Annotated in this window: 14 protein-coding genes; 4 read left to right on the forward strand and 10 right to left on the reverse strand. The window is 36.4% G+C overall.

All coding sequences use genetic code 11. The features are described from left to right. The first annotated feature begins 431 nt into the window (after positions 1–431). Complete coding sequence (locus ACPF64_RS13625) at positions 432–668, forward strand: VF530 family DNA-binding protein (protein ID WP_017390743.1); 237 nt, start codon at positions 432–434, stop codon at positions 666–668. A 436-nt stretch (positions 669–1,104) separates the two neighbouring features. Here ACPF64_RS13625 and ACPF64_RS13630 read toward each other — a convergent pair whose 3' ends face one another. From ACPF64_RS13630 to ACPF64_RS13655, 6 genes are all read right to left on the reverse strand, one after another. Then, complete coding sequence (locus tag ACPF64_RS13630; protein WP_017390744.1) at positions 1,105–1,743, reverse strand: HEPN domain-containing protein; 639 nt, start codon at positions 1,741–1,743, stop codon at positions 1,105–1,107. 93 nt (positions 1,744–1,836) lie between these two features. Beyond that, positions 1,837–2,391 carry a TetR/AcrR family transcriptional regulator gene (locus ACPF64_RS13635; protein WP_017390745.1) on the reverse strand — a complete coding sequence of 185 codons (555 nt, stop codon included), beginning with the start codon at positions 2,389–2,391 and terminating at the stop codon, positions 1,837–1,839. A 617-nt stretch (positions 2,392–3,008) separates the two neighbouring features. Continuing rightward, positions 3,009–4,268 carry an outer membrane protein transport protein gene (locus ACPF64_RS13640; RefSeq protein ID WP_017390746.1) on the reverse strand — a complete coding sequence of 420 codons (1,260 nt, stop codon included), beginning with the start codon at positions 4,266–4,268 and terminating at the stop codon, positions 3,009–3,011. A 97-nt stretch (positions 4,269–4,365) separates the two neighbouring features. After that, positions 4,366–5,055, reverse strand: coding sequence for a DUF4386 domain-containing protein (locus ACPF64_RS13645; protein ID WP_426453905.1), 690 nt, complete (start codon positions 5,053–5,055; stop codon positions 4,366–4,368). After that, positions 5,042–6,415 carry an NAD(P)/FAD-dependent oxidoreductase gene (locus ACPF64_RS13650; RefSeq protein ID WP_426453907.1) on the reverse strand — a complete coding sequence of 458 codons (1,374 nt, stop codon included), beginning with the start codon at positions 6,413–6,415 and terminating at the stop codon, positions 5,042–5,044. The genes ACPF64_RS13645 and ACPF64_RS13650 overlap by 14 nt, the downstream gene beginning before the upstream one ends. Before the next feature lie 380 nt (positions 6,416–6,795). Continuing rightward, positions 6,796–7,401, reverse strand: coding sequence for a TetR/AcrR family transcriptional regulator (locus ACPF64_RS13655; protein ID WP_005040635.1), 606 nt, complete (start codon positions 7,399–7,401; stop codon positions 6,796–6,798). A gap of 430 nt (positions 7,402–7,831) precedes the next feature. Here ACPF64_RS13655 and ACPF64_RS13660 point away from each other — a divergent pair, with 430 nt between their 5' ends. From ACPF64_RS13660 to ACPF64_RS13670, 3 genes are all read left to right on the forward strand, one after another. Further along, positions 7,832–9,364: a flavin-containing monooxygenase gene (locus ACPF64_RS13660; protein ID WP_426453910.1), complete on the forward strand. Its 1,533-nt coding sequence runs from the start codon at positions 7,832–7,834 to the stop codon at positions 9,362–9,364. A 75-nt stretch (positions 9,365–9,439) separates the two neighbouring features. Then, complete coding sequence (locus ACPF64_RS13665) at positions 9,440–10,354, forward strand: alpha/beta hydrolase (RefSeq protein WP_426453912.1); 915 nt, start codon at positions 9,440–9,442, stop codon at positions 10,352–10,354. 276 nt (positions 10,355–10,630) lie between these two features. Further along, positions 10,631–12,892 (forward strand): ATP-binding cassette domain-containing protein, encoded by a 2,262-nt coding sequence (locus ACPF64_RS13670; RefSeq protein ID WP_426453914.1) that lies wholly within the window; start codon positions 10,631–10,633, stop codon positions 12,890–12,892. 98 nt (positions 12,893–12,990) lie between these two features. Here the strand turns inward: ACPF64_RS13670 and ACPF64_RS13675 are convergent, their stop codons facing one another. From ACPF64_RS13675 to ACPF64_RS13690, 4 genes are all read right to left on the reverse strand, one after another. Further along, positions 12,991–13,299, reverse strand: coding sequence for a helix-turn-helix domain-containing protein (locus ACPF64_RS13675; protein WP_005040627.1), 309 nt, complete (start codon positions 13,297–13,299; stop codon positions 12,991–12,993). Next, on the reverse strand, positions 13,296–14,627 hold the full coding sequence (locus ACPF64_RS13680) for a type II toxin-antitoxin system HipA family toxin (RefSeq protein ID WP_426453917.1): 1,332 nt from the start codon (positions 14,625–14,627) through the stop codon (positions 13,296–13,298). Before ACPF64_RS13680 ends, ACPF64_RS13675 begins: the two co-directional genes overlap by 4 nt. Positions 14,628–14,847: 220 nt before the next feature. Beyond that, on the reverse strand, positions 14,848–16,620 hold the full coding sequence (locus ACPF64_RS13685; RefSeq protein WP_426453919.1) for an amidohydrolase: 1,773 nt from the start codon (positions 16,618–16,620) through the stop codon (positions 14,848–14,850). Between the two features lie 90 nt (positions 16,621–16,710). Next, complete coding sequence (locus ACPF64_RS13690; protein WP_426453921.1) at positions 16,711–16,860, reverse strand: hypothetical protein; 150 nt, start codon at positions 16,858–16,860, stop codon at positions 16,711–16,713. Between the last annotated feature and the right edge of the window lie 57 nt (positions 16,861–16,917).

Below are 16,917 nucleotides of genomic sequence, written 5' to 3' on the forward strand. Positions count from 1 at the left end.
ATTTTGTGACTACTACTGGCTGCTATATAGACTTCTTTTTCTAAACCTCCTTTTAAACATTAAAGTTATTAAGCTTGCTAAGCTCTTATTTAAAATTCAAACAACCATGTATCCAATTGAAATTTAATAAAAAAATCAAAATACAGCTATACATACTTTTAAAAACTTATATAATTTATGTGTACAGCTATTCTTTAGATTTCCATCACCACAATACATACAGTATTTCAAATACTCACACCAACTGCATCAAAAAATATTCAAGCGATCTCTTCCGCTTATCTGGTTTGTTTAGGTCTAAAAACTGAAATCAGCTAGTTTCGATAATCAATTACAACCTAATACGCTTCTGGATGTGTTTCCGTAATACCTCTCATTTTCCAACTAGCTCAGGTTATAATAATGGACTCCCAAAATATTGTTGATCTATTATGAACGCCTCCAATGACCCTTTACATGGCAAAAAACTTGCTGACATTTTGGATGAATTATTGGATTACTACGGTGGATTTGAAGGCTTAAGTCGTAAAATTGAAATTAGATGTTTTTGCATAGATCCAAGTGTTAAATCATCATTACGATTCTTACGTACCACACCATGGGCACGTGAAAAAGTAGAAAACTTATATTTGTATGTCTTACGCCAAAAAACCAAACAGAAATCGTAGCTATCAAAACCCTAGCCTCTACATTTTAATTAGTGGTGGACTACCACCACTCTCCTAGACAAATTTAGTCTATTCTTAAGACCTTTTTAGTAGGCAAATATGTATTCATAGCTAGGTTTATAAACCAAATATTTTATAGGGTATTATTTTAGTACTCTAAGTAATTAAAATTATTTTTATTAAATATAAATTTAATTATGAACTAGATTTTTGGTAAACATAAGTTAAGTAGAAGATTTGGAAATCCACACCATATATAGCTTTGCTATTCTGTGTGGTTGCTACGGCACTCAACCTTCACTGTGATGAACTATAGCTTGTTCAACTGTATCTGCTTACTAGATTTAAGATAATAAATAACGCTGCCAAATTTGCATCTCAACAAGCTTATGCGACTCTCTAAGTTTTTTTAAATCTACATAACCCTATCGATCTCTTATGAAACGTAATTTAACAAGAACCTTTCTATATCGCTTATCATTCTTTCCACATCTTCTCTAGTAAACTGATCATAATTTCCATGAGCAGCATTATTTCTAATATCAGCTAAAGCTGTAATTTGCTTTTGCTGTAGTTTGTTGTAGACACTGACCTTTGCCAAATCATCATTTAACTGAGTTAACTTTTTACGTTCTGTATCTATGTTATTGTTTAAGCATAATTCCTTAATTGCCGTTTCTAAAACTACTCCAGCAATTACGGCCGCAGCATTTTTATAGCCATTCTCTAAAAGTGATTTAGCTTGTTCAAGCTCGCTATCAAAAACTTCAGCTTGTACTATCTGTTTGAATGTTATTAAAAAACCATTATATAAATCGTCATAAGCATTTGTATCATAAAACTGATATTTTTCAGCACTTAAAAAAGCTTCATAATGTATTGAATTAATTCCACAAATTAATTTTAAAAGATGCTTGATTTTGATTTTCCATTCTATATATCGCGAGTCTCCTTCTTTTCCTAAACTTTCATATTCTATATTCGTATTACTTGTTGGAACTGTATGCGTTAACGAACTTAGTTCAATTCCATCATTTAGAAGTTGTTCAAATCGGTTAAGTATTTTTTGGCTCATAAATACTCCAATATTAACTAATTATTAGAAATTTAATTTTTATGTACAACAGCTTAACACGGCGCTTAAGCTTTTCAATAACAGTTCAAATGTTCACAGCAACTGTAATAAGAAATACTCAAGCAATCCCTTCCGTTCATCTAGTTTGTTCGGGTCTAAAAGCTGAACCATTGCCCCATCAATCACAAACAAAAACATGTGTGCATCTTGCTTTGAAGCATTTGCGTTAGTTGTTAAAAGCAAATTATAGATTTCATTAATCAGCCAGTTCCGATAGTCAACTACCACCTGATATGCCTTGGGGTGTGTTTTAGCAATTTCAAAAATCGCTTTAAACGGCAAATGGTAAAGCCCATCTAAGTCGGCGTGTAAGTAATAAATTTTGCGGAGTTTTTCAACTAGTGTTAATTCTTTTTGAACATGGATAATTGAAATGACCTCATGTTTAAGGCCATCTTTTTGAAAAGTTAAGCTCATTTCAATAAGACGTTCTTTTGAGTGAAAGTAGTTATAAAAGGTGGCTTTAGGGATGTTTGCCGACTCAATAATTCGGTCTACACCGACATTGTGAAAACCGTATTTATTAAAAAGATATCTTGCAGAATGAAGCACGCTTAAAGCACGAAATGGAAGATCTGAATGTGGCATAGTTTTACCGTGTCAAATTATTGTTGTATATGAATGAGATAAAAAAGGCATAGCAAAGCCATAAAGACTGTGCGCAGCACATCTCAAGTTTTAATTGTCTAAGTTTTAAGTAATAACAAGCTAAAGCCTGAAAAGCCTTACGGCGATCAAGCTGCGTTAATTATTTTAAGCTGTGTCGTTATAACTTTTGGCAAAGGTTGCCAAGAAATAATGGATGTGCAAAGCCAACTCCTTTATATATGGAGTTCTGCCAAACATTAAAATTATGGTGGCAGAACGAAAGAGGGTTGACGAACTGGTCACACGAGGCCAGCACACCCGAGGGTGTCCCTCTCCCGTCCTACCGCTACGAGAGGGAGACGAAGAGCTGCACAGAACTATCCCTCAGAAGGAATAATTCTGATACTCGTGTGAGAACGGTTCGTCAAAACCGACTGGCAATGTGGCCAGCACGCAAATGGTAATCTTCAAAAATTGAGGTGTCAATGTGAAATTGGCTAGAAATTATTTAATTAATTATTGTTTTTCATTTAATTACATAATTAAGGAAAATCTTAAGTAAAGATTAATTAAAGCTTTAAAATAAGAGTAGTTAAAATCAACTACTCCATTTAAATTTAAAACCGATATCCAAATTTCAAACCATACGCAATTGCATGATTATCTTTAAAATCTGCCTGTTCTGCGAAGGGCTTGATTCCTTCTATTGGCAAGTAGTAAGTTCCATCTTCAGTTTTAGTATCTCCTAACCAATAGTATTTCACACCACCCGCTATAAAATAGTTCTTAGCTGGATTAAATTGAATACCTAAACCAAGCGACCATGAGCCTTTTATTGGTCCCATAGTTGATGCAGGATCTCCGGTGCCTGAATCCCAACTTACATCTGTTGAAGCACCCCATTTTTCTGTAAATTGATGTGCGAGACCTATAGTCGTACTATATTGATCGTTCTGATAAGAATCGAGCTTAAAACCTTGGGTGTAAGCTCCGCCAGTAGCTTCTTTCATTATAATTTCAGATAGAGCGCCATATTGCGGAGGACGAGTTTCAAACTCTTTCCAATTCACCCATCTTAAATTCATATAAATAAGTGATTGTTCAGAAATGCCTGTTTGAAAATCAATATTTAATGATGCTGGAGTCTCTAATTTGGTTTTCTCATTTTCAACGAGTTGTAATGGTTCACCATAAATATCTTCATCTACTTGAAATTTATATTTGATTTTAGACCGATAGGTTATCGCTGCTTTTAATGCAAGATCGGGTAATTGATAACTTCCTCCTAACAACCAGCCGACTTCGCCTTCTTGCTTAAACTTAGCATTATAGCCATTAAAAGCCTGAGTATAGGCATTGCCCCGAAGACCTAGGTTTGCTTTTACGGTTTGATAAACAGGTCCACCATAAATCTGAAAATGCTCAACTGGTGAGTAACCCACAATCATACTTAAATTTTGAGTATTGGCTTTTACGAATGTACCTTGATGGCTAACGTCATTATCAAAATAACTATTATTAGAACGTGCCGGATATTTAATGTCAGCACTAAAAGGCTGATCGTATAGCACACCAAAACTTAAACGATCTGTAAGTTGTAACTTTAGAGCAGCTGTATAGAACTGCGTACTTTCTGCAATATCGCCTGTATCACGACTTTGGTGATCTCGTACAAGATCGGCTCTATCGTTGACTATGCCAGAAACAGATGAATCGACTGCAAATAAATTCGCTTCTGCATAATTACCGTTTTCTAGAAATGGCAAGATAGATTGGCCTGATTGTTCCAAGGCTGAAGCGTGACTAATGTTACTCACAAATACGCCAAGCATTCCTATTAAAATCGGATTTGTCCTATTAGTTGGCATTCCATTCATACCTATATCCTTTTTCGTTGTTATTTCCCAAAATCCTTAGGATAGTTTTTTATTTTTAGAGCCATATTTCACAACATGGCTCTAAAATTCTTTACATCTATTTTCGTAATAAACCCAAACCGAAAAGGCTTAGCCACACGACCTGTACTGGTAATAAGAACAGTTCAAGGAATAAGGCCGCTTTAGGAAAGCCTGAGAAAAGAAGTGCAGCAAACCCAACATATCCCAACCCAACCAAAACCAATGGGGAACCTAATGCAGATTTGTTTTTTCTCAGAAGTAGTCCGTTAACTATTGCCCAGAAACCGATTGTCGGTCCTTCCATTGGCCATAAGCCATTTTGTGAGCCTTGAGAAATGGTGGCCCACACAGTGCCCGCTGTCTGTTTAGCCATTTCATTTCCAGACATATATGTTTCAGCAAGCGGTCCTAACACAGCGGCCTGTAAAACAGCCCCTGCTATACCTAACATGGTTGAAATCACAAGGAATAAAATAGCGATATCGGACAACAACCCTCCCGAAGAGCGCAACTTTCTCCACAGATATACGCCCACAGCCAAAAAAGGAAGATAAAACCCAAAACAATCAGAAATCATTGATGTTCTGAAAAGTGCTTGGTCTTTTGCTGACAAAGTTAATGCAAATTCAGGTTTAAATATTTGATGCAAATCAAAACCTGTGACTGCAAGGAAACAAAGTAAACAGGTGGCTGCCATTACGGTACCAATTAATGCAACCCACGCTGTAAATACACGTCCCTCATCATGTTGTTTAATCGAGTCCAAGGCGTCGTCTCCTAGAAAGTGCTGATACTCTTTCATATTCAAAATAAGTACGTAGAGCAGCGATAAGACCTGGAATTAATGGAAAGCGTTTAAATTTGGCATGTCCTTTTTCTTCATTGGCAACAAACCAATGCTCGGTAAGCTCCGTTTTACGTTGCAATGCAAGATCAGCTAAAATTCGGCCATAATTTTGTGACATCATTACGCCCGCACCACTGTATCCATAGGCATAAGAAATACGACCATTATGAAGTGTGCCCACTTGAGACCTTACGTCAAAAGGAATAGAACAAGCGCCACTCCAACGTTGAGCAATTTTTAATTTCTGAAATGCAGGAAATACCTTTTTATACATTCGCTCAGCGGCATCATAAAACTGCACTTTCTGAGCTTCATCCATAGAGCGCCCTTCACCCACGTAGATATCACATAGGTTAAATTGCAATCTTCCATCTACAGTCGTTCTACAGGTTGGAGGACAATAGGTTGTTTTGTCATAAAACTGACCACGATGTTTCCAACCAAGCGCTTTCCAATCTTCATCAGTTAAAGGTTCAGTAATTAACTGATATACAAACATTGGAAGTTGTGCGCGTTTAAGCCCCAATTCTGGTTGCAATAAATGGGTAAAACCATTTGTTCCCAATACAATATGTTTAGCTCTAACCTCACCTTCTGGGGTTTTGAGAATAAAGAACTTTTCCTTATCTTCTATATCCAGTACTGGCGTTTGCTCAAAAATTTGTGCGCCCGCAGCTTCAGCTATTCGCTTGAGTTCTCGAGAATGCTTTACAGGGTTGACTTGTCCAGAATGTGGCATTCGGCAACCACCAGAAAATGCATCACTATTTAGAGCTTGGCTGACTGTAGCTCGATCCATATAGACACTGTCTTTTGAGCGAGGTTGATCGTGCCAATATTGAGTAAAATGCTCTAATCTTTTTTCATGGCCGCGAAGTGTCGTAAATGTCACACCGGGCATTTCAAAATCGCTATCCATATTTTCGCGTTTGATTAGGTCCTGCACATAGTCCAGACCATTCCATGCGAAATTTTGAAGCTCAGTTAATCTTTCTTTTCCATAAAGTACTTTTGCAGTGGTAGGGTCAAGTACTGGAACTGGCACAACCCAACCAGAAGTACGGCCTGAGGCACCAAATGCCACACATTCGCCTTCAAGAACAGCCACTGATGCAGCAGAGTCGGCTTTTTTTATGTGATAGGCGGTAGATAATCCAGTAAACCCTCCTCCAATAATCACCACATCTACATCGATGCTACCTTTAAGAGGTGGTGAAGGAATGTATTCGCCTGAGTGGGCTAACCAGAATGACTTATTTGCATGTGGAATATTATTCATCTAATGCTCCTTCCTTTGATATTTGATATTGCTCAGTCCACGTACCCATACTTTCGCCTATTCATTTTTTTTCAAAAAAAAGGCTTATCGCAAACTCAAGACATAATTTCTTCCCTGAAAAAATGTTGAGTGCTTTATCGCAATGCGTACGAAATCGTAGAGCTGAATATATATTGCTCCAACAATTACACGGTGTCAATGACACGGTGTAATTAAAAATGAAAATTTAGCTTCTGATAAGAATGTTTAGAAAAAAGGAAAATGAGATTGAAAAAATAATTGAAAAAATTTTATTAAATATTAAACACATATATTTTTTAATTATAGAAATGAATGAACAATTCCTTTTGAACATTCATAAATTTATAGTTAATATTTTTTTAATTAGCACCATAAAGTGTCGATAACCAAATGTTTTGAAGTACCCTTATCGCTACCTTTGGATCAACTTCTGATGGACGTCCGAAAACTTCAGAAAGATATCTTTCTTCAAGCCAGATAAGTGCTTTTGCTGTTTCTTCTACATCTAAATTTTTCTTAATTCTACCAGCTTCTTGTTCTTCTTTAATATGTTGAGCAGCAGCGTTAATAAAGTCTTGCACTAAACTCCGATATGCATTGTCCACCCGTTCATCGCCTCCTGCTGCTTCTCCGAAAGCTCGTAGTACACGCCCATGCTGCATGTAAACTTCTACCAAACCAACTAAAGTACGGCGCAAATCTTCTTGAGGACTATCACCTTGCAGCCACCTATCTGCAATAGTAAATAATTCTTTCCCAATATTTTCAACAAGGCGTAAGGCCAAGTCATGCTTATCTCGGAAATGTACATAAAATGCTGGACGTTTTAAGCCCGTTCGGCGCATGACCTCATCTACATTGAGTTCACGAAAAGGATGTTCACTTAAAAACTGTTCAGCAGCATTTAATATTTCATTTTCAGAAACTTTAGGGTCGTGTTTGGGTCTACGTCTTGTAGTTGTCATACTATCCAATTTCTCATTGACACGATGTCATTGTAGATATTAATAAATTATTCGACAAGCATTAATGCACTATTGTGGAACAAATTCTTGGAAAGAAAATAAATAAGAAGATTTTTATACTTAATAACACAATCAGAATTATATATTTTTAAAATCAAACTTTTCAAATATTTAAATAATTATTTAGAAATGCTCAATAACAAAATAAGTATAATTACACTGTGTCATTGACATTGTGTAATTATTGAATTAATAATATTGAACAGCCCCCTTTTATGACGGGGACTTCTTAAATGAAAACATACTGAGCTTAAGTAAGGCGTTTGTTCATCAGTTCCATGGATCAGGGAAAATGAAGATTAATAAATTCATCATCTTAGAAAATCTAGCTGATGCTCAATTTACTGAAATTTGTAGAGAGGAATAAGATATGAGTACATCAGAACAAGTTACTATTACTGATGTTTTAATCATTGGAGCAGGGATTGCTGGTATTAGTGCAGCATATCATTTAAAGAAATATCGTCCTAATTCGAATTTTTTAATTCTTGAAGGTCGAGAAAAAATCGGTGGTACTTGGAGCTTGTTCCGCTACCCTGGCATCCGTTCAGATTCAGATATGCAGTCTTTCGCATTTGGTTTTAAGCCTTGGACCAATAAAAAGACCTTTGGTAGCGCGCAAATGATCTGTGATTATTTGCAAGAAACCCTTATAGAAAATGGTATTGATCAACATATTCAATTTAACAGCTATGTAACGAGTGCAGAATTCTCATCAAGTGAAGGCATGTGGACTGTTAAAGTCAAACAAAAAGACAAAAAAGAGTTAGTCACCTTACGTTCGCGCTTCCTGCTTATGGGCACAGGTTACTACGATTATAATAATGGTTATTCGCCTGAGTTTCAGGGAAGCGAGGACTTCAAAGGTCAAATCGTTCATCCTCAACACTGGCCAGAAAACCTCAAGTATTCAGGCAAAAAAATTGTCGTAATTGGTAGTGGAGCTACAGCGGTAACCTTAATCCCTGCTATGGCTAAAGATGTTGCACATATCACCATGCTTCAAAGATCACCTAGTTATGTGATTGCGATGCCAGGGGTAGATCCAATTGCGGTCGCTTTAAATAAAGTTCTCTCGCCTCAGCGTGCCTATGAAATTATTCGCAAGAAAAATATTGCACTCAGCCGAGGAATGTATAAATTAAGTCGCCGTTTTCCAGATGTGATGCGCCGCCTACTAATTGCCGATGTAAAACGCAGACTGCCTAAAGGTTTTGATGTCGCAACTCATTTCTCGCCAAAATACAATCCATGGGATGAACGCTTATGTGTTGTACCAGATGGAGATATGTTTAAAGCAATTTCTTCTGGTAAAGCTTCGGTTGTGACAGATCATATTGACCGCTTTACGAAAGATGGAATCTTACTGAAGTCAGGAAAAAAACTTGAAGCAGATATTATTATTACTGCAACAGGTTTAAACATGCTGGCATTTAGTAAGATTCAGCTCACTGTTGATGGTAAAAAAATCGATTATCCAGATACCACCATTTATAAATCTATGATGTTGTCTGATATCCCAAATTTTGCTTTTGCATTTGGTTATACCAACATCGCATGGACATTAAAAGTAGATCTAGTATGGCAATACTTCTGCCGTCTACTTGACTACATGGATGAAAATAAATATGGAACATTTACGCCAGTGATTGTTAATAAAGACATGAAGCGAGTTCCGTTTGTTGATTTGAGTCCGGGATATGTTCAGCGCGGTTTAGCTCAATTCCCTAAGGCAGGAACGGAAGGATCATGGGAATTTCAACATGATTATGAGTTTGATTTAGAAAGACTTCTTAAAGATCCGGTCCTCGATAAATCATTACAGTTCACTGCTCTGTTGCCTAAGAAAAAATTGGCAGTTGTTCCAGAGTCAAACTCAGATGAATTGAAAATCAAAGCTTAATACTACAATCAAAATTAAAGTCTCTTATTTATATGTAAAGCTTAAATAAGAGACTAAATATATTAGGTAAACATTATGGAAAATATTAAATTTACCAGTAAAGGAATTACATGTTCGGCTTGGTATATCCCGACCACATCCGATAAGTACAAAAGCTCTCGAGGGCGCCCCTGCATTATCATGGGAAATGGCTTCGGAGGTACGAAAGATACAGGGTTAATACATTTTGCAGAGTCCTTTAGCAAAGCAGGTTTTGATACATTTATATTTGATTACCGTAGTTTTGGAGAATCTGGTGGTTTTCCAAGACAGAATGTTTCTTATAAGAATCAGCGTGAAGACTATCATGCAGCAATCGCAGCTGTACGAGGCTTACCCAATGTAGATCGAAACCGTATGGTACTTTGGGGAACATCTTATTCGGGTGGTCATGTGATGGTTGTAGCGGCTCAAGCCCCCAAAATATCTGCTGTAATATCTATGAATCCAGCTACAGATGGCCTAGCTGCACTTACGCAGATCTTACGTTATGGGGGAATTAAACAATTAACAGTTGCTGTTACACATGGTTTAAAAGACTTGGCCTGTTCACTGTTAGGTCAGGAAGCACATGTTATTCCTATCGTAGGGCAACCTGGTACAGCTGCAATGATTAGCACACCCGGAGCAGAAACATCATATACATCAATGGCAGGCCCAACATGGCGTAACGAAGTATGTGCTCGTACAGCTTTGGAGGTAGCAAGAAATCGACCAATTAATTTCGCCCATCAAATAAATTGCCCTTTACTGGTACAAGTTGGTACGAATGATCAAGTTGCTCCACCTGAAGCTGCTCGTAAGTCTGCTAAATTAGCAAAAGGTAAAGTTGAATTATTTGAATATCCAATTGATCATTTTGATTTTTACAGCGGCTCATGGCAAACAAAACTGTTAGATGAGCAAATCACTTTTTTAACAAAAGTTTTGAGCGGTCCTAAGGCAAGATAATATTATTTTATAGTAATCACTGATAAGCCTAAAAAAAGCTGATTTGGTATAATAACCTTATCAGTTTTTTAAAGCTACAGCCTTACAACAACAGATTTATACACCGTATTTGTGATTACAAAGCTCGTGAATCTTTCCCTCTTATTCCATTGGTTAGTATGGGATGAAAACGCTTATCAGTTTAATATTTAAACTATTTACTTAAGAAACATATACATCCTTTTCATAAATTTTATTTTACCTTTACCATAAATCTTTAATTTCAAGTGATTACACATGACAAAAAGAACAATAAATATCTATGGAGCCAGACAAAATAATCTTAAAAATATTTCGTTGAAGATCCCTAAACATGAAATCGTTGTTTTTACTGGAGTCTCTGGTTCAGGTAAATCTTCTTTAGTTTTTGAGACTATTGGCGCAGAGGCTCAAAGACAAATTAATGAAACTCAAGATAGCTTTGTTCGCAATCGTTTACAGCATTTTGGGGTCGCTGATGTTGATAAAATCGAGAATTTAAATGTACCTGTCATTATTAATCAAAAGCCTTTAACTGGTAACATCCGCTCAACCGTTGCAACAATTACAGATATTTACGCCAATCTTCGCTTATTATTTTCACGCATGGGTGAACCGTTTGTTGGATATTCCAATGTTTTTTCTTTTAATCATCCCAATGGCATGTGTCCACAATGCGAAGGCATTGGTCTTGAACAAACAATTGATATTTATAAAATATTAGACTTAGATAAATCCTTAAATGAAGAAGGTGCTATTAATTTCCCTACCTATCAACCTACTGCATGGCGTTGGACGCGATATGCAGATTCAGGTTATTTCGATTTAGATAAAAAACTAAAAGATTATAGTGAAAAAGAATGGGACTTGTTTTTGCATGCCCCTCAGCACAAGCCTTTAAATCCAACAAGTAAATGGAGAAAAACTGCACTTTATGAAGGACTGATTACCCGATTTGAACGTAACTTTTTAAAAGGTGAAGCGCAGGAAAGAAATCGTTATCGTAATAAACTTGAGGAGATTATTACAACCAAGGAATGTTCTTTATGTAAAGGACAACGACTTAATCAAAAATCTTTATCTTGTAAGATTAACGGTAAAAATATTGCTGAATGTACAGCCCTATCTGTATCAATGCTTTTAGAGTTTATAGAATCGATAAAAAGTGAAAAATTTGAAACTGTTCTGCATGAAATCATTAATAAGTTGAGCAACTTAAACTTGGTTGGTCTCAGTTATTTAAATCTTAATCGTGTGAGCAATACATTATCGGGTGGTGAGTCACAACGAATCAAGATGGTTAAACATTTGGGTAATAGTTTAGTTGACCTGCTCTACATCTTTGACGAACCAAGCATTGGTCTTCACCCAAAAGATTTAGATAATATTATTAAAATCATTCAAAAGATTAGAGATAAAGGAAATAGTGTTTTACTGGTTGAACATGACCCTGATCTTATTAGAACAGCTGATCATGTCATTGATATGGGTCCTCTTTCTGGTATCCACGGCGGTCAAATTATTTACCAAGGGACCTTCGAAGAGCTAAAGAACTCATCAGGTTTAACAGGCCAGTTTTTTAGAAGACCAAACGTATATAAGAAAACACCACGCATTCGTTGTGAATGGATTTCAATTAAAAATGCCCATTTATTTAATCTGAAAAATATTGATGTGGACATTCCCAAGAACTGCCTCACCGTTATTACAGGAGTTGCAGGTTCTGGAAAAAGTACATTAATCAGTAAAGTCTTACCGCAACAATATCCGGAAACAAAAGTCATTGATCAATCTGCAATTACTGCAAGTGTTCGATCAAACTTACTGACCTATCTAGACCTGCTTGATCCGATTCGTCAACTATTTGCAAAAGCCAATAAAGTGAGTGCCAAGCTCTTTAGTTTTAATAGTGAAGGTGCTTGCCCTCAATGTAAAGGATCAGGTATTGAGAGAATTGAACTCGCATTTTTAGATGATGTTGAAATGACGTGCGACCTTTGTCATGGCTCAGGATATGCCCCTGAGGTGTTAAAGTATCATTATAAAGATAAAAATATTGCTGAAATTCTGAAAATGACGGTTGCAGAAGCAAGTCAATTTTTTGAAGATCGAACTTTACAGCAGCAATTTAACGCTCTGGTGAGCTTAGGCTTGGATTATATTACAATTGGTCAACGCTTAAATACGTTCTCCGGTGGTGAGCGTCAAAGATTAAAACTCACAAAACAACTCAATGAAACAGATAATATTTTTGTGTTAGATGAACCAAGTACAGGTTTACACCCTTCTGATACTGAAAAATTGATTGGTTTATTAAATAACTTAGTTGAAAAAGGCAACACGATCATTGTTATTGAACATAATTTAGACATTATTAGTCAAGCAGATTGGATTATTGATATTGGTCCATTGGCTGGTGACAAAGGTGGTGCATTGGTGTTCTCTGGAACAGTCGGCAACCTGCTCTCAGCAGAAAAATCTTTAACAGGTCACTATTTGAAAAAATATCTAGAACTGTAATAATCTGACTTTATTGCTGTGTATTATAAATTTCACAGCAATAAAATTTCATCGCGCTTCCAGACTAGATGAATGTTGATCAAGAATACTTTAGTTTCTTACTCGGATGGCTTTATAATTTTGCCAACAATATGTTCATGCGTAGGTACAAGTCCTGCTTTTAAACCCAGTGGCTTAAACACCTTATCTAACACTGATTGAGTAAGTTTACCTTTGTCCTGCTCAATATCCGTTAATGTTCGACGACTTATCCCGACTAAAGCAGCATATTGTTCTTGCGACAAACCCAGTACATTCTTTCGCAAATGCGACAGCAATTGTCCCAGCGTAATCTCACTCAATAAATATTGTTTATATAAATCGATAAGAACTTGCTGACGGTCTTGGGTCTGATTTTTTATATTCATAGCAGTTCCCATCTTTTCAATTTAGCTTCTATGTAATCAAATGATAGCGCTGGCATTTCAATAATTTTTTTCGGTACTCCTTTATCAACTAATCGCTGTTTTAGCCCAAGCAGATTAGTTGCCAAAGACTTTAATGTGCCTAGAGATAAATCAGGATCACACCAAGGCGCAAGTTTTTGAGTAATTTGAGCCCAACGGTATTCACCTCCTTCTTCATACGGACTTCCCCAAGTCATCGATCTGGTCACAACTTCTGGATCAGCTTTCATAGGTGCAAAGTCATAAATTGGAGAAAGAGAAATTTTTCCAGATTTTTTTAGAAATGATGTATTACGACCATGATTATCTGAATTACCAAAAATAATATTGAGTAAGTCTCGTTGTAACCATTCACAGATGAATTGTGAAGCATCAAAATTTGAATCAATGCGAGTCAGTAATCTACATAAATCGTCAATTACTTCAAAATGGTTGAGATGACTGCCAGAAGATTTATTTAATACCGAGTAAACAGATTCTAAGCCATGGCGATGCCACTGTTGATTACGCCATTCTGTATCAAACCTTGGTAGCCACAAAGAAGGATACTTTGTACCTTCAATAAGCTTCATTTGTGTTGTTTCAATCGTATTGAAACCTAATTCATTGAGTACCTGATAGTAATAATATTCTGCTCTGAGAATGTCACAATCAATCTCACTACGTTTATTTCTCGGAAACTTAACTAAATAATGTTGATCTGGCTGATCAAAATTTTCTTGGTAGGTATCAATCCAGACTTTTTGTTCGGGTGAAACACGGATAAGTAATTTGGGAGCTTCCCCGCCTGCGCCAGTTGCACCACCACTAATGGCACCCATTTGCTGAGCGTATTCCAAAAAATCAATATTACGCTCAGCAACATCTTCCTTGCTAAAATAACGTAAATGTAAGGTTGATTCTGGATTTATAGGAGGAAGCGCCTCTTTAATTCGTAAATTACCAACAGGAGCAATTCCCCCTTTTTCTAATAAGATACTATCTTGCTCGGCATGGGTTAAACGTTGTAAATCTAGATAATTCACCCAATAACGTCGTGCAGCACCAGAAGGCACGATATCATCTAAAAAACCAAACCATGTGCTCGATTCATGTTTTACAAGTATTTGTACAGGAAGTGATAAACTACAGGCGTGCTCATCCCGCCTGTCTAAATATTGAATTGCATAATCCAATTCATACTCTAATTCACTTGCACTCGCCGAGCCCTGTTTAGACTCTAATAATTTTAGTTCTGCTATATCTAACCAGTTCGCATCAAGTAGTGCTTGTATTGTTAATTTTTTCATTGAAGTAAATGAGCAAATATTTTCTCAAAAATACTATAAAAAAGAGATTTTGTGAATATATTTGCTCAATATTATTTAAACCATGTTAAATTTGAGCAAATTTTTTCACATTACTCTATTTGTAATATGAACCAAAACTTAGAAATACTGCTTTATAAAGCAGTCCAGTGGGTGAGCTGATTTCTCCCCAGCTCACTTTAAAACCTAAATAGCCTGATTACTACTGTTGATAGACTTTCTTCCCATTAAAAATAGTCCATACGACCTTTGTTTCAGCCAACTGTTCAGGTGAAACATTAAAAATATCTCTATCTACTAAAATCATATCGGCTTTTTTGCCCGGTTCGAGCGTGCCTATGCTTTTATCTAAATAAAGTGCCTTAGCCGAATTAATCGTATAAGCCTTAAATACTGTATCTCGATCAATCGCTTCCGCTGGGTTTAAAATATCTCCTTCAATTCCTTTTCTTGTAATTGCAGTAGCCATAGCAACAAAAGGATTAGCGGTTGAAACTGGTGCATCGCTTGCGCCTGCAATTGTCGCGCCGTTAACCAACAACGAATGTGCAGGATACATCCCCTTATAAGAAGCTGCATCAATATAAGGTTTTACCAGTTCTTTGTTAAAACTGTCTTCGTAGGCCCATGCTAGTTGCATAGAAGCAATCACATTGTTTTGTTTAAAGCGCTTATAGTCTTTAGGGTCTACGAGCTGGAGATGAGTAATACTATGTGGGACATTGCTCTGACGTTTTGAACGAGCATATTCAATTGCATTTAAAGATTCCTGTACAGCTCTATCCCCAACAGCATGGATATGAACCAGCATATTTCGCTTGTCAGCTTCATCAACAACTAACTTAAAAATATTTGGATCGAATAACAAAGTCCCTTGCTTGTTACTATTAGAATATCGGCCAAGTAGTGCAGCTGATTGGGCCGGAAACTCTAACACGCCATCCGCAAATACCTTTACACCAATTAAATTAAAGTTATCTATGTTTTTATATTTACTATTGATTGACTCAATGATGTTAAAAACTTGAGGCGTACTTTTTGAGTTAATGACATGTAAACCAGAAACTCGCGCCGTTAACTCTCCTTTCTGAGATAATTCTTTATACATTGGAATCATTCCTAATGTTTCCTCTGTATTTTGAATATTGGTAATTCCCTTATTCGGACTGGCATTTGCAGCAATATCCATCCATGCCGTGATGCCTAAACTGTTATAGTATTTGATCGCTTCTTTAGAGCCCTTATAAAGCAGATCATGTGATACAGATGGAATTTTATCACTCACCATATCCCAGCCTGAATCGACCACAAATCCAGTGGGCTCAAATTTTTCATTATGTGCAATATTTTGCTGATCCTCTGGGGTTAATTGCTGAATGAAGTTTGCATCTATACCTGCTTTTTTTAAGAGTGCTTGGTTTGCCCATGCCGTATGGTGGTCACTACCCACCAAGGCAATTGGGCGATCTTTCCATTCATTATTGTTAAATACATTGGATAGTTGGTCAGCTAATTCCCAATATTCTGACGATAGACCATTTAAAAATAGAACATCTCCAGCAACACCCGTACCATCCAGACTCGATTGTCTAAGTTTTGCTTCCACCTTAGAAATATCTATGGTTGTATCGCCGCTATCTATAGTTGCTAATACTGCCTCTACACCAGAAGCTAAAGCATGAATATGACTATCAATTAAACCTGGCATTAAAACCTTGTTATCAAGGTCAAAAACTTGTGTCTTGCTATCTGCAATTTTTTTAATTTCTTCGTTACTGCCTACTTTTATAATGGCTCCATCATGGGCAACGGCGATGGCTTGCTGAAAAGAGTCTTTATCTTTAGCGGTATAAATTTTTCCATTAACATAAATACTTTCAGCACCATTATTGTCAGCACTATCATTGTCTGTACATCCCAAGTTTATAAAGAGCAAACCTAGGCTGAGTGCTAAAAATCCTTTTTTAAATCTCATATTTAACTCCAAAAAATAATTTAAATTCTAATAATCGTTTTCCAATCTTCTTGTTGATATGTTTACATCACAGTCTGTGAGCACTTAGGTCTATCCATCGACTACGGTTTGCTTACCACTCATACCTTTAAATAGTTCAATACGATGCTTTGCACTATTCGCTATAATCTCTATTTCACTGTTTGGTAGGCCCGTTAGTCTTGAGCCCATAATTGCAATTTTTGTTTTTAAAATTTCCATAAATTAATCTCCATTGGGTAATGGATAAACTAATTTTTAAGTTTATTTAAGGATATA

Origin of the sequence: Acinetobacter sp. KB005 (assembly GCF_049949095.1) — a bacterium.
In the GTDB taxonomy this organism is placed as follows: Bacteria; Pseudomonadota; Gammaproteobacteria; order Pseudomonadales; family Moraxellaceae; genus Acinetobacter; species Acinetobacter calcoaceticus.

Coding starts and splice junctions, on each gene's coding strand:
- ACPF64_RS13625 (WP_017390743.1), top strand. CDS start 432: ATGAACGCCTCCAATGACCCTTTACATGGCAAAAAACTTGCTGACATT.
- ACPF64_RS13630 (WP_017390744.1), bottom strand. CDS start 1,743: ATGAGCCAAAAAATACTTAACCGATTTGAACAACTTCTAAATGATGGA.
- ACPF64_RS13635 (WP_017390745.1), bottom strand. CDS start 2,391: ATGCCACATTCAGATCTTCCATTTCGTGCTTTAAGCGTGCTTCATTCT.
- ACPF64_RS13640 (WP_017390746.1), bottom strand. CDS start 4,268: ATGAATGGAATGCCAACTAATAGGACAAATCCGATTTTAATAGGAATG.
- ACPF64_RS13650 (WP_426453907.1), bottom strand. CDS start 6,415: ATGAATAATATTCCACATGCAAATAAGTCATTCTGGTTAGCCCACTCA.
- ACPF64_RS13655 (WP_005040635.1), bottom strand. CDS start 7,401: ATGACAACTACAAGACGTAGACCCAAACACGACCCTAAAGTTTCTGAA.
- ACPF64_RS13660 (WP_426453910.1), top strand. CDS start 7,832: ATGAGTACATCAGAACAAGTTACTATTACTGATGTTTTAATCATTGGA.
- ACPF64_RS13665 (WP_426453912.1), top strand. CDS start 9,440: ATGGAAAATATTAAATTTACCAGTAAAGGAATTACATGTTCGGCTTGG.
- ACPF64_RS13670 (WP_426453914.1), top strand. CDS start 10,631: ATGACAAAAAGAACAATAAATATCTATGGAGCCAGACAAAATAATCTT.
- ACPF64_RS13675 (WP_005040627.1), bottom strand. CDS start 13,299: ATGAATATAAAAAATCAGACCCAAGACCGTCAGCAAGTTCTTATCGAT.
- ACPF64_RS13680 (WP_426453917.1), bottom strand. CDS start 14,627: ATGAAAAAATTAACAATACAAGCACTACTTGATGCGAACTGGTTAGAT.
- ACPF64_RS13685 (WP_426453919.1), bottom strand. CDS start 16,620: ATGAGATTTAAAAAAGGATTTTTAGCACTCAGCCTAGGTTTGCTCTTT.
- ACPF64_RS13690 (WP_426453921.1), bottom strand. CDS start 16,860: ATGGAAATTTTAAAAACAAAAATTGCAATTATGGGCTCAAGACTAACG.